General features: G+C 43.2%; 8 protein-coding genes. 3 read left to right on the top strand and 5 right to left on the bottom strand.

Annotated features, from left to right (window positions below; all coding sequences use genetic code 11):
* Positions 1–2 precede the first annotated feature (2 nt).
* Together F9K23_04950 and F9K23_04945 are read right to left on the bottom strand one after the other, a co-directional pair.
* A complete protein-coding gene (locus F9K23_04950; protein ID KAB2917733.1) occupies positions 3–1,013 on the bottom strand; it encodes a hypothetical protein in 1,011 nt (336 codons plus the stop codon).
* Positions 1,014–1,089: 76 nt separating this feature from the next.
* Positions 1,090–2,307, bottom strand: coding sequence for an acyl-CoA dehydrogenase (locus tag F9K23_04945; protein KAB2917732.1), 1,218 nt, complete (start codon positions 2,305–2,307; stop codon positions 1,090–1,092).
* 158 nt (positions 2,308–2,465) lie between these two features.
* Here F9K23_04945 and F9K23_04940 point away from each other — a divergent pair, with 158 nt between their 5' ends.
* Together F9K23_04940 and F9K23_04935 are read left to right on the top strand one after the other, a co-directional pair.
* Positions 2,466–3,668, top strand: a complete 1,203-nt coding sequence (locus F9K23_04940) for a GAF domain-containing sensor histidine kinase (GenBank protein KAB2917731.1) — start codon at positions 2,466–2,468, stop codon at positions 3,666–3,668.
* A gap of 67 nt (positions 3,669–3,735) precedes the next feature.
* On the top strand, positions 3,736–5,742 hold the full coding sequence (locus F9K23_04935; protein KAB2917730.1) for a T9SS type A sorting domain-containing protein: 2,007 nt from the start codon (positions 3,736–3,738) through the stop codon (positions 5,740–5,742).
* Between the two features lie 397 nt (positions 5,743–6,139).
* Here F9K23_04935 and F9K23_04930 read toward each other — a convergent pair whose 3' ends face one another.
* The 3 genes from F9K23_04930 to F9K23_04920 form a co-directional block, all read right to left on the bottom strand.
* The gene (locus F9K23_04930) at positions 6,140–7,099 is read right to left on the bottom strand and encodes a glycosyltransferase family 2 protein (protein KAB2917729.1); all 960 of its coding nucleotides are present in this window, start codon (positions 7,097–7,099) and stop codon (positions 6,140–6,142) included.
* A 200-nt stretch (positions 7,100–7,299) separates the two neighbouring features.
* Complete coding sequence (locus tag F9K23_04925) at positions 7,300–7,857, bottom strand: DUF4199 domain-containing protein (GenBank protein ID KAB2917728.1); 558 nt, start codon at positions 7,855–7,857, stop codon at positions 7,300–7,302.
* 93 nt (positions 7,858–7,950) lie between these two features.
* Entirely contained in the window at positions 7,951–12,432 is a 4,482-nt protein-coding gene (locus F9K23_04920) for a hypothetical protein (GenBank protein ID KAB2917727.1), read from the bottom strand.
* An 81-nt stretch (positions 12,433–12,513) separates the two neighbouring features.
* On the opposite strand from F9K23_04920, the gene tsaD reads away from it, so the two are divergent.
* Positions 12,514–13,506, top strand: coding sequence for a tRNA (adenosine(37)-N6)-threonylcarbamoyltransferase complex transferase subunit TsaD (gene tsaD, locus F9K23_04915; GenBank protein KAB2917770.1), 993 nt, complete (start codon positions 12,514–12,516; stop codon positions 13,504–13,506).
* Positions 13,507–13,544 lie beyond the last annotated feature (38 nt).

The raw sequence follows: 13,544 nt of genomic DNA, 5'->3' as shown, positions 1-13,544 counted from the left end.
TATTAGTCGTATTTAACGTATTCGGTTATCTGTGTCCAGAAGTAATTTTCCAGTGCTCTAATATACTTGCCCGATTGTGCGGGGGGTATATCCTGCGTGTTAATTTTTTTCAACAAGTAATCAAAACTCTTAGTAGCGAGTATGGTTTTCAGGTCTTGAAAATCAACTTTCAACCGGTAATCAGTAAATCGTTGTATGGGTATAGGCGGCAATGCAAAAGCATTGAAATAAAGTACCACGTGCAATGAGCTGCTTTGTGTTGTTGAGCCTGTTTTTTCCCATACTTCGGTAACTTCGATATTACTTACTGAAAAATTGAAATCGTGGTTCAGGTGATTAAAAATGCGAGTACCGCCGTTGTTAAAGAAAAACTCGGGGTTATCGTTTAAAAAGTTATTGATGGTTTTGTAGAAATACTCGCTGCGGGCTGATTTTACAATCTCGTACACCACCAGTTTTTGAGCAGGTAGAGCTGTTTTGCCAACAATCTTCTTCTTTTTGTTAAACGCCTTATCCTTTATCTGTAAGGCTTTTATCAGGTTATCTTTAAAGGTGTTGGTGCCAAATTGCACCACGTTAAAGTGATAGTTGCGGCTATACAAAGCGGTGTAAAAAGTGGTATTGTTACCGCCATTGGCATTAGAGGCAATAATGCTATCTTTTAGCAAAGTTGCCATTTCTTCCATATCCACAAAGCCGTATGAAACAGGTTCTCCCTTTTCGTTTTTGTTGATGAATGAAAAGCCTATAATCTCAAACTTGGTGCGTTTGCGGTTACTGCTCCATATCTCGTACAAAAACAAATCGTTAGCATTGGTAAACTGCGTATTGCTGTTTTTCTCAATACTTTGCAGGGCATCAAAACTGATGTTGATGTTTTTTGCGGGAGAATCCCAAAGGGTTACCTGCTTTTTTTGCAGCAGTCCGTACACCAGTTGGGGTACTGAAGTAACCAAATTAAACCCGAAGGTGTCTTTTTGGTCGTTTTTACCCAAGTGGGTAAGTACGGGCATATCTCTGTAAGCAAAGCAGCATTGCCATGCTACAATAAAAAATACAAGTATGCCCGTTCTTTTATGCAATAGTGGTTTATTTAAACGCCTGTATGCCGGTAATCTCGTTACCTAATATAAGCAAATGTATATCGTGTGTACCCTCGTAGGTAATAACCGATTCAAGGTTAGCCATGTGGCGCATAATAGGATATTCACCGGTAATACCCATACCGCCAAGCATTTGGCGAGCTTCGCGGGCTATTTGCAAGGCCATATCTACGTTGTTGCGTTTAGCAAGCGATATTTGGGCAGCCGTAGCTTTACCTTCATTCATTAAATTACCTAAACGCCAGCATAGCAACTGTGCTTTGGTGATTTCGGTAAGCATTTCGGCCAGTTTCTTTTGTTGCAATTGGAAACCACCGATGGGTTTGCCAAACTGCACACGCTCTTTTGAATAACGAACGGCAGTATCGTAGCAATCCATAGCAGCACCCACAGCACCCCAGCTAATACCATAGCGGGCACTGTTTAGGCAGGTTAGCGGGCCTCGCAAACCTTCAACTTCTGGGAATATATTTTCTTTTGGTACTTTAACGTTGTCAAACACCAACTCACCGGTGGCGCTTGCGCGCAACGACCATTTGTTGTGGGTTTCAGGTGTGGTAAAGCCTTCCATACCGCGTTCTACTATAATACCGCGTATTTTTCCGGCTTCGTTTTTAGCCCACACTACAGCTACATCAGCAAATGGGGCATTGCTAATCCACATTTTGGCACCGTTTAGCAAGTAATGGTCGCCCATATCTTTAATATTGGTTTCCATACCGCCGGGGTTACTACCGTGGTTAGGCTCAGTAAGGCCAAAGCAGCCCATCATTTCGCCGGTGGCAAGTTTAGGAAGGTATTTACGACGGTGCTCTTCAGTACCGAATTTATAAATGGGGTACATTACCAATGAACCTTGCACTGATGCAGTACTGCGCATACCGCTATCGCCACGTTCAATTTCTTGCATCAACAAACCGTATGCGATATAATCCAAACCGCCACAACCGTATTCGGCAGGCAGTTGCGGACCAAATGCACCAATTTCTCCCATACCTTTTACAATGTGGTTGGGGAAAATATTGCGTTGGGCACAATCTTCAATAATGGGGCTTATTTCGCGCTTCACCCAATCACGGGCAGTGTTTCGTATTAGTTTATGCTCTTCGGTAAGCAAGTCATCAATTTCATAAAAATCAGGTGCAGTGAAAAGGTCTTGCTTATTGCTTCGTTGAATCTCGGGGTGTTCGCTAAAATTTGGCATCTCTTTACATTGAGTTTGGTGCAAAAGTAATAAAAAACAGAGGCTTTTGTTTGTAGTATGCTCATAGGTTTAACATCCTAACAGGGTATCTTCAAACAAATTGCTTTTATTTGCGTTGATTTTATAAAATTGGGATAAAGTTTTAGGAAACGCTTAATATGATAGTTGCACCAATCCCTGAGAACGAGGCGGAACGCTTGAACGAACTTAAAAATCTTCAGATACTCGATTCTCCCGAAGAGCAAGATTATGATGATGTGGTAAAACTGGCATCTGCAATTTGCAATACCCCCATGTCGTTGGTATCCTTAATTGATTCGCAACGACAATGGTTTAAAGCAAGGATTGGTATTGACGACCCTGAAACCAACCGGGATGTTGCATTTTGTGCCCATGCCATATTGAACGATGAATTGATGGTGGTACCTAATGCCATCGAAGATGAACGTTTTTTTGATAATCCCTATGTGATTAATAATCCCAATGTGAGGTTTTATGCAGGGATGCCGCTGGTAACCAGAAGCGGTTTCAAAATAGGTACATTGTGTGTGCTTGACTCGCAACCCCGTGAACTTACCGAAGACCAAAAATTTGCATTGAAAACATTGGGTAAACAGGTGATAAATATGCTTGAGCTGCGTTTGAAAAACCAGCGATTGAGCAAGCTGAACAGTTTACAAAATAAGTTTCTGGCTATTATCAGCCATGATGTACGCAACCCCTTAGTGTCAGTTAAATCCATGATTGATATGATGGATAGCGAAATGATAACTGCCGATGATTTTAAAGAACTATCAGGCAAGTTGGGTGAACACGTTTCGCATACGGTGGATTTACTGAATAACCTGATTGACTGGGGTATATCACAAACCAAAGGTGATAAGCTGGATTTAGGCATGGTGAAGGTGAGTGAAATTATTGATAGTGAATATACCCGTATAAACCCCGTTGCGACAGAAAAGAAACTGGAGCTTATTAATAAAGTAGGTAAAGAAGATGCGGTAGTGGTGCTGGCCGATGCAAATATGCTGAAGTTCATTATCCGCAATTTGATAACCAACGCTGTTAAGTTTACGGCACAAGGAAGTGTTTCAATTTCTTTGGATGATACCGCGCACGGTTGGGTGCTTAGTGTGAAAGACACAGGTGTGGGTATGAGTGAGGAGCGACAAAAGAAACTGTTTAACTGGGAAAACCGCTTTACAACCAACGGAACAAATAACGAAGCCGGCTCAGGACTTGGCTTATTGATGTGTAAAGAATTTGCTGAAAAGCATTTGGGTGGCATCGACATTCATAGTACTGAAGGTGTAGGGACTACTTTTAAAGTGGCAGTGAACACAAGATTTATGCTGGTGTAACACAAACAGCAATTCATCTTTTTTCTTTACTATTGTTCAACTTGCTGAAAAAGAGGCATTGTAAAGAATGAAGAAACTATTTTTCATTATCATTTTTATTGGAGCGTGTGTTATTACCAACGCTCAGTCGGATAACGTTATCGGGTTCGGGCGTAAAAGCGGCGGGTTGCCGTATAATCCCTTATTAAAACCCTTTTATCACGGGGTTGCATCCGGCGACCCTTTGCCCGACGGGGTAATTATTTGGACAAGAGTAACCCCCGATGCACCCAATGAAACCATCACCGTAGAGTGGCAAATGGCAACCGATACAGGCATTACTGCTGTGGTGAAATCGGGTACCATTACAACAGATTCAACCAAAGATTTTACCGTAAAAGTGGATGTGAGCGGATTATCACCCGCCACTACCTACTATTATGTGTTTAAGGCAAAAGGCATCTACTCAACCATTGGCCGTGCCCGCACTGCACCTATGGGCAATGCAAGCCACCTGCGTTTTGGGGTGGTATCGTGCAATAATTACGAAGCAGGTTTTTTTAACTCGTTTAATAGCTTAAGTGTACGCAACGACATAGATGCTGTTATTCATTTGGGAGATTATATTTATGAGTATGCTGCCAAGCAATACGGTGACAGTACCACAAGCCGTTTTGTACAACCTGAAAACGAGGCCGTAACCGAAGCAGATTACCGTACCCGTTACTCGATGTATCGATTGGACGCTGATTTGCAACGCGCCCACCAACAACATACTTTTATTAGTATTTGGGACGACCACGAGAGCGCCAACGACTCATACAAAGACGGGGCACAAAACCACCAGACAGGGGAGGGTAATTGGCAAACCCGCAGGGCTATCAGCCGTAAGGTGTATTTTGAGTGGATGCCCATACGCAACGATGTTGACAATAAGGTATACCGAACTATTAAGTACGGCGATATGGCCGATTTGATTTTGCTGGATGCCCGCTTAGAAGGCCGCACCAAACCCCCTGCAAATTTTGACGACCCCGATATACCCCAACGTGCTATGTTAGGCACTGCCCAATACCAGTGGTTTATTAATGAACTGAAAACCTCATCGGCTAAGTGGAAAGTGGTGGGTAACCAAGTATTGTTTTCTGATTTAAATGTGGGCTTTTCAGCACGCAATTCACAAGGGTTTCCATCACCAAGCGATATAAACGCCATCCGCGAGGTTGAGAGGGTTTTTATTAATACATGGGAAAGTTACCCCACAGAGCGGGATGCAATTATTGATACGATTGAACAAGGTGGGATAAAAAACGTGGTGATTTTAACAGGCGATTCGCACATGAGTTGGGCGTTTGATGTTACCAAGCAGCCTGCTATTTATCCTAATCCGCAGGCAAATAATTATGCAAGCCCTTCGCCTACTTATACTGCAAGCACCGGGCAAGGCTCGGTAGCGGTAGAGTTTTGTGTCCCTTCCATTTCATCGGCCAATATGGATGAACGTGTTGGGGTGCCTGTGGCCGCCCAATTTGAGCAGTGGGTGAGTAATCCCATCTCTTTTTTAAACAACAGTCACTACAACCCTCATTTGAAATACGCCGATGTTGACCGCCACGGCTATTTTATTTTAGACCTGAAAGACGATACTGCGCAAGCCGGCTATTATTATGCTGATAAGATTAACGCGCCTACTACAGTAGAAAATTTTGGTAAAACGGCCTATACCATTACCAACACGGGCAGGGTGCAAGTATCGGCCAATGCTCCATTACCCAAAGCAAAACAAGAAATACCTGCTCCGGCCAAGCTGCCGTTGCCCGTTGCTGTGCAAGGGGTTGAAAATGCAGTGGTGTTTTATGCCTACCCCAATCCTACAAGCAATACATTCACGCTTCAATACGGCGTAATTAAAAACGGAGCGGTAAAAATTACTGTATATACTGTTGAGGGGAAGGTCGTTTCGCATTGGCAGCAACAACAAGAAGCAGGGTTGTATAATTACACGTTATCTGTTGTAGGTTTAGCAGAAGGACTTTATACGTATGTGTTTGAGAATGCCGGGAAAGTAGCAACGGGTAAGTTTTTGGTACGATGATACTTGTACAGTGATACAAAAAATAAACCCACTACTATCTCCCGACGCAGTGGGTTTCCTATTAATAATCCCTGAAAAAACTAAATGGCTTAAACATTACTTTTTCTATCATTAACCTTTTCCTTAGGTTTAAAAAGTAGCCAACTCAATCATACGCATACCATTTACATACTGTGCTAGTGCCACCAGTACTGCAACGAGTTGTTAAATGAGTTGTAAGTATACTCTCAATGAGCGTCCCTTCTTATCCGTCGCAATTTCTTTCTGCACCTGTGGTTAGCATCAATCAACAATACAAAGTTGGGGCTTAAGAGCTTGTTGGTGTATGAGATACGTCAGCAACAAATATGATTTTTGTCACCTGCCGAAAATAAATTGTAATGAAGTATGGGGAGAATTAATCAAGGTTTAGCTTGTCGGCCACCAAGTAATTGTTACGGTCGTGGCTGCCGCGGCTAATCATTTCGCCCAAAAAGCCTGCTAAAAATAACTGCACACCTGCAATAAGGGCAGTAAGGGCAAGATAAAACCAAGGATTGTCAACCGCATCGCGCACGGGTTCATGGGTAATCCATGAGTGGTAGGCTTTGTTGCCCAGCAAATAGATGGTGATGGCAAAACCAATAAAGAAGGAAACAATGCCTATGCTGCCGAAAAAGTGCATAGGACGTTTGCTGAATTTTGCCATGTAGGTGATAGACAGCAAATCGAGGAAGCCGTTCACAAAACGGTTCAACCCGAATTTTGACGTACCGTATTTGCGGGCACGGTGCTGCACTACTTGTTCACCAATTTTTTTAAACCCTGCGTTTTTGGCAATCACAGGAATATAGCGGTGCATTTCGCCGTACACTTCAATGGCTTTTACCACCTCGTTGCGGTACGATTTAAGGCCGCAGTTAAAGTCATTCAATTGTATACCGCTCATGCTGCGGGTAGCTGCATTAAACAGTTTGGTGGGAAGTGTTTTGGTAATAGGGTCGTAGCGTTTCTTCTTCCAACCTGAGATAAGGTCGTAACCTTCGTCTTTTATGCGGCGATATAAATCGGGTATTTCGTCGGGACTGTCTTGCAAATCTGCATCCATGGTAATTATCACATCCCCTTGCGCATTGTGAAAACCCACATTTAGCGCAGCAGATTTACCATAGTTTCTGCGAAACTTAATCCCTTTTATAGATGGGTTTGCTTTTGACAGTTGCTCAATCACTTTCCAGCTGCTATCGGTACTGCCGTCGTCAATAAACAATACCTCGTAGCTGTACTTGTGTTCGTTCATCACACGAGCAATCCATTCCGAAAGTTCGGGCAACGATTCTTCTTCGTTTAGTAAAGGGATAACAACCGAAATGTCCATCGTGATTTTTAAAACAGCCGCAAAATAATGCAAAATACCTTTGCCTGCTTCACTATAAGATGAAATGCTGCACTGTAAGGTTGTTTTTACAGATAATTACACCCAAAAATAAGTGTTTGGCACGCTGTGTAAACAAAACTACTTCCGCACTGCATAAGCAATACGGAAGTAGTTAATTTTCTATTGAGTGAAAATGAGTTTTATTCTTCTTGTTGCATCACAGGCTGCACAGGCGGATTGCGTTTCACAATCTGGGCTATGATAAGGGCAATCAAAACATTAACTCCCAAACGCAAGATAAAACCAACCACCATCAAAGTCATACCGGGTTTAAACATATCAAACCACCTCATCGATTGTTCAATCTGTTCATCGGTCATGCCTTTATCTTCCATTTTGGTATAGGTTTCTTCACGAACCTCAGCCATTTTAAGGTCAATCTTCTCTTTATTTATCACAAATACCGCTGTATCGGCCACAAAGCAGATAATACCGTGAACTAAAACAGCTGCAAACAACGTACGGAATGCTTGTTTAGAGGTGATGTAACCGCTAAAGCCACGGGCTTTAATAGCTATAAAAGATAATAAGCCGATAAAAGTAGCCAAGCCTATCCACCAGGTGATGCTTGATTTTCCGCCGGTATCAAGAGCTGCTTCCGGGCTGATAAACCAAGGTGCAATGCGAATCAGAGAAACTACAAGGCCTAAAATAATCCCCCATTTTATGCCGTGTTCAGTAAGTTTTTTGTTGTCCATTGTTTTAAATTTATGACGCTGCGAAGTAACTATGTATCGAATTACCCCTAGGCATATTTTCCACCAAGGTACAGAAATCTTCTGCAAATATTCTTAACGCCTGTAATTAGGCCGGGGCACAGCTGATAAGGTATCTCCGCCTTCAGGTTCAGGCAGGGGCGCGGGCGGTGGGGGTGATATTAGTACAGGTTTTTTGCCGAAGTTGGTTTGGAAATTACGTTTAAACTCGCCAAAGTTTTCAAACTCTGAGCGGATAAAGAAACCGCCGCCAAAGCTCAAAATGTTTTGGTTATAAATAGGGTTGTTGCTGTTTCGGCCAAACACACGGGCTTGTATGTTGCCATCGGGTTTAATCTTATAGTTTACGCTGATGTTTCCTTGTGAGGTATTATCCGCCGAAAAATCAAAACGCAGGCGGTCATCCAGCCAACGGCGGCTGGCCGATACGATAAACTCTGTACGGGCTTGTGAGCCGCCTTGTCCCACACGGATACCAATGTCCCATTTAGGGTCGTATTTTGATAACCAGTTGGTTATTTGGCTGCTAAGTAGGTTTCCTACGGTGTTGTAAGCTGCGTCTAATCCGGGATTAGTTGCAGTAGCTCCCGTTGCCACATAGCCGTTATCGGTAGGGGTGGCTAAAGTACCTACGGATAAAAGGCTAAATACCTGCCTCGACATTTCTTCTTGATCGCGCTCAATTCGTCGTATTGAGTTTAGCAATACATTAGTGTTGGCATTATTTCCCCTCAACCCTGTTAAATCCGGTATTTCAATACCAAAACGAATATCGGGTTTCATCAGTTGTCCCTTCAAATCCATTACTGCATTTACTGCTACCGGAGTTTTGTAGTTGGGTAACTCTGAATCAGGCACTAATCCCAGCACAAGCGGTTGTACAGTAGCTTGTTTAGAATAAAGTGCCCTTAGGTTGATATTGGCATTTAGCGGGTCGCCCGTCCATGTAATAGTTCCGCCTTTACTTAAAATAAAAGGACGGTTGATGAAATCGAGGGCGGTGAATAAGTAGCTACCCTTTTCAATCACAAACGTGCCGTACATCCTAAAATCTCCCAGCGTGTTGATTTCCATACGCAGGTCGGCATTACCCGTGCCTTGTATCACATCACCCAGTTGTGAGTCGAAAATGATTTTTATATCCGCATCAGGGGTTACTTGCAAATCAAGGTTTAGCCTAATCCCTTCAAGGTTTACGGGTACGGGCTCGGGTGCAGGGTTATTGTTATCAATAAAGGTTATAAAATCATAATTACCTACTGTGGTCTCATCGGCCAGTTTAAGGTTAAACGTAGTGCCCTTTTCCGATTTTCCCTTCACATCCATGTACAAGTCATCAAAAGGACCGGTGAGCTTATAACTCCCCGTCATATATGCAGTACCAAAGTATAAATCGTTATCGTTGGTGGTGGTGTTCAGTGCCAAAAAGCGGCGCATATCGTTCACCTCAAGGTGTATCCTGAAATCAGAAAAGGCATCGTGACTAATAAAGCCCCAAGCGTAGGCAGGTGTGCCTCTTTCATCTCTTAATGTGGTGTTGCTGATACTAAATTTATTTTGGCTGATGTGCACAATGGCTGTATCAACAAAGTAGCGGGTACCTAAGTAATCTATCTTAAACGAGGCACGACCGAGGGACGCTTCGCCGCTTAATTCAGGGTTTTCAAATGTTCCCCTTAAATTAAGCATGGTAGTAAATGTACCCTCAAACTCAGATGCTATTCCCTCTAAAAAGGGGGCAAAAAATCGGGTGGTAGCATTGTTTAGGCTAAACGTAAGGTTTAGGTTGCGACGTGCTTGCTTATCAAAGCTTACAAAGCCGTTTATTTTAGAACCTTGCAGCCTGCCGTTTTCAAAACCGCCCCGCACGGTAATTATTTTGAATAGGTTGTTGATGGAAGAACTTAATCGCAAATCGCCCAAGGTATCTTTACCAAACGAAAGGCTGTCAGCACTTAAGTTACTGGTAAACATGGGTACATCAAACAGGTTAAACAGTACCACGTGTCCGTTTAAAACGCCGCCCACTTCTTGCCCCTTGGGTGGGCGGGTAAAGTAGTTTACATTTCCTACCCCAAAACGGTTAAAATCAATCCGCAACGTGTCGGAAGGGTCTTCTCCCACGGCACCGTTCAGCATCAGCCACTCGTTGTTGCTGGATAATTTAAAACCTTCAATCATTAGCCGTTTTTCTTTTGGCTGATAGGCCAAATAAGCATCGTTACTTATATCCCAAGGGCGTATTTTACTAGTGATTTTTGATTGGGAAAACACTAAACGGTACAAGGTATCACTAAACATTAGTTTGCCTTTTAGTGAGGCACTCAGGCGGGTGATGGTTTGCGGGGCTTGTATATCAAACAAAACATCGCTGTTATCAAAGGTGAGCAACGCGGTGGCATTTTGTACATACAAGCTATCGTTTTGGTAATAGCTGCCGCACTTTAGTTCTAACAGTTTTTTGCCGTCAACAGCGGGTTGGGTGTGTATACCTACGTTGCGAAGATTTACCTCGCCAATACGTACTTGCTGCACATTAATGTTCAGCTGCACATCGTTTGCAGCGGTGTTGATACTACCCGATGCTTCAAAAGGTTCGATGCTTACATCGTCCCACAGAAAACGGGCTAAAGGCCCCGGGTTTTTAAAACGGGTTTTGAAACTGAAATTTTCGTTGACCTGTATATTGCTGTCCTCTTTGATAATGTGCGGCAAAAGCGTAGAAGCATAGTGGTACACTGCCCCGCTAAGTTGACTAAGGTTGTATTGGCCTGCAATTTCGGCATCAACAATACTACTGTTTAATTTAAGCCTGCGCAGGTTTTGGCTATACTCAGCCAATAGTGATGCCGTATCAAGTTTTAACAAGCGTCCGTCACGCATCACTGATACGTTAGCAACGCTTACTACCCCGTCTAAGTTATCAATCTCATCGCCCGAAAAATCAAGGTACACCTTGCCCATTACCAACGATTGCACAGAATCAAGCCCCAATTTTTGCAAGTTGGCTTTGCGAATAGTTGAAATGAAATTCATTTTGGGCAAATCGGCACTAAAATCAACCCCGCCGTTAAAATCTAAATCAAGGTTTTCATCACGTATGCGGGCATACCCCTCAAAAAATTTGTCTACATAATTACCGTCAACTTCAATGTTGGTGTAGTTGTAGTGTTGCACCTCAATGGCACCCACATTACCCTTTACCTCAACATCTATGGTGGCCAAAGAAAGCCCGGTACCTTGAACGTTAGCCTCAAAAGATATTTTACCTACGGTAGCACTTTCGTCGATAAGCTTACCCAAATCAAACTTGTCGCTTTTTAAGAAACCCGAATAAGTGGCCGTAGAAATACCTTCAGTAAAATCGAGTTTTATATCCGAGGTTAAACCACCCAAACCGGTGTTAAACTTACCATACGCCACAAACGATTTAGGGAAACCGGTAAACTTCCCTGTAAAATCAACTTTACCCAGTGTAGTAATGCTTGGAGGCAAACTGTCAATATCAAAAAGCTGTTTAATATCGGCAGCACTGGTTTGTGATTTATCCAGCTTCATATCAATGTATGAAGCATAAAAATCGGGCAAGCCTTTAATATTAAACTCACCGGCAAGTAAACTTTCTTTACCCGCTTCAAGTTTTATCGAACGACCTTTAAGGTTATCAATCGTACCCCGCACCAGCCCGTTAATTTTTGCTACCTGTTTCAGGTTCTCCATGTTAGGCCCCCAATAGGCAACATCCTCCATGCTTACGGTGCTGTTTTTTACGCGGGCATTAAACATCACATTGGGAATAAAGTCGCTGAGCTCATCCCAATTGTTGTAATTCATTTTCAACTCATCACCTAAACTACTTTTTTCAGTTTCGATAAGCATATCGTAAAACTCAAGCCCCCGTGAGTGTATGCGCACATCGGCAGCCATTTTTTTGGCATAAAACCCGTTCTTTTCTCGGGCACTAAGATTTTCAGTGGTAAATGCCAACGAGTCGTCAACAATCGAGAATTTCTCTAATGTACCGTTTAGCTCATTAAACCTGAAATCATCGGGGTGGAATTTAGCTTCCCAAGTACTGTCGTAAGTAGGGTTTTTATAGGCAAAGCTGGAGTTTATTACATCCAGTTGTTTTACTTTTAAGATAAAAGGCCGTCCGGGTATTGTATCAGTGCTGTCTCTCGGAGGGTCAAAGTAATCAATCACAAATTCATAATTCCAGTCTGCCGTATCCGAGTATTGCCTGAAACAAACTTTCGCTCCTTCCACCTCAGCATAATTAACATTAATGCGTTTCTGTACTTTATCAAACGTCCAGCTTAGTCGGTCAAGGTCAACCGTAAATTCCTGCACATAAAAAACAGTGTCTTGCTGGCGGTCTTCGATATAAATACTGTCGAGGTGTAAAAAGGTAAAGTTGTCAATCCTAAAGCCTGCAATGCTTACCTTTGTATTTAATTCTGCTGAAAAATATTGGGCTACTTTGTCTGTGGCCCAGCTTTGAAAGGTTTTGCTGCGGATAACGGCACCTACCATGGTAGCGCCGGTAACGAACCACAATAAAAGCCAGAAGAGTATTTTGAATATTTTTGCCCGCAAAATTTCTCAAAAGTAATAAAAGTGCCCCAAACAGAAGCTTACATATTAGCCATAGAATCGTCGTGCGACGAGACATCGGCCGCTATACTAAACAACGGCAACATTCTTGCCAATATTATTGCGGGGCAAACCGTGCACGAGAAGTACGGCGGCGTTGTACCCGAATTGGCCAGCCGTGCCCACCAGCAAAATATTGTTCCGGTGGTGGATGTGGCGTTGAAAGAGGCGGGTGTGAGCCGTGAACAACTTACTGCTGTTGCGTTTACACGCGGACCGGGTTTGCTGGGCAGTTTGCTGGTGGGGGTTACGTTTGCCAAAAGCCTTGCCTTAGCACTGGATATTCCTTTGATTGAGGTGAACCACATGGATGCGCACGTACTGGCGCATTTTATAGACAATCCTAAGCCTTCGTTTCCGTTTTTGTGCCTTACGGTATCGGGCGGACATACCCAAATTTTGAAAGTAAGCAGCCCGCTGGAGATGGAATTGCTGGGACAAACCCAAGACGATGCCGCGGGCGAAGCATTTGACAAAGCTGCTAAAATATTGGGCTTGCCCTACCCGGGAGGTCCACTGATTGATAAGTATGCTAAGGAAGGCAATCCGTTACGTTTTAAGTTTCCGGAAGGAAAGGTTGATGGGCTTGACTTTAGTTTCAGCGGGTTTAAAACGTCGGTACTATACTTTGTGCGCGATAATGTGGCACTGAATCCTGATTTTGTACAAGAAAACCTTGCGGATATATGCGCAAGCGTGCAGCATACCATCATCAGCACTTTGATGAAAAAATTAAGCAAAGCAGCCGAACAAACAGGTATTACTGAAGTTGCTATTGCGGGTGGCGTGAGTGCAAACAGCGGTTTACGAGCAGCGCTTGAGAGCACAGGCAAGGCCAAGGGCTGGAATACCTACATTCCCAAGTTTGAGTATTGTACCGATAATGCGGCTATGATAGCTATTGCAGGCCATTTTAAATACCAAGAAGGTATTTTTTGCGGACAGGATGCTGTACCGTTCACAAGGCTTGAGGGGTAGGGGAAGTTTTCAGTTTTTGGTTTTCAGTTGTGTGTTGT

The sequence above is a fragment of the Bacteroidota bacterium genome, from assembly GCA_008933805.1.
Taxonomy (GTDB): domain Bacteria; phylum Bacteroidota; class Bacteroidia; order UBA8524; family UBA8524; genus SB11.
The sequence above is the reverse complement of the archived record's forward strand: the minus strand, read 5'-3'. Positions and strand labels throughout refer to the sequence as shown.

Excerpts from the sequence above, each read along its gene's own strand:
- F9K23_04950 (KAB2917733.1), bottom strand. The coding sequence starts at position 1,013 with ATGCCCGTACTTACCCACTTGGGTAAAAACGACCAAAAAGACACCTTC.
- F9K23_04940 (KAB2917731.1), top strand. The coding sequence starts at position 2,466 with ATGATAGTTGCACCAATCCCTGAGAACGAGGCGGAACGCTTGAACGAA.
- F9K23_04945 (KAB2917732.1), bottom strand. The coding sequence starts at position 2,307 with ATGCCAAATTTTAGCGAACACCCCGAGATTCAACGAAGCAATAAGCAA.
- F9K23_04925 (KAB2917728.1), bottom strand. The coding sequence starts at position 7,857 with ATGGACAACAAAAAACTTACTGAACACGGCATAAAATGGGGGATTATT.
- F9K23_04935 (KAB2917730.1), top strand. The coding sequence starts at position 3,736 with ATGAAGAAACTATTTTTCATTATCATTTTTATTGGAGCGTGTGTTATT.
- F9K23_04930 (KAB2917729.1), bottom strand. The coding sequence starts at position 7,099 with ATGGACATTTCGGTTGTTATCCCTTTACTAAACGAAGAAGAATCGTTG.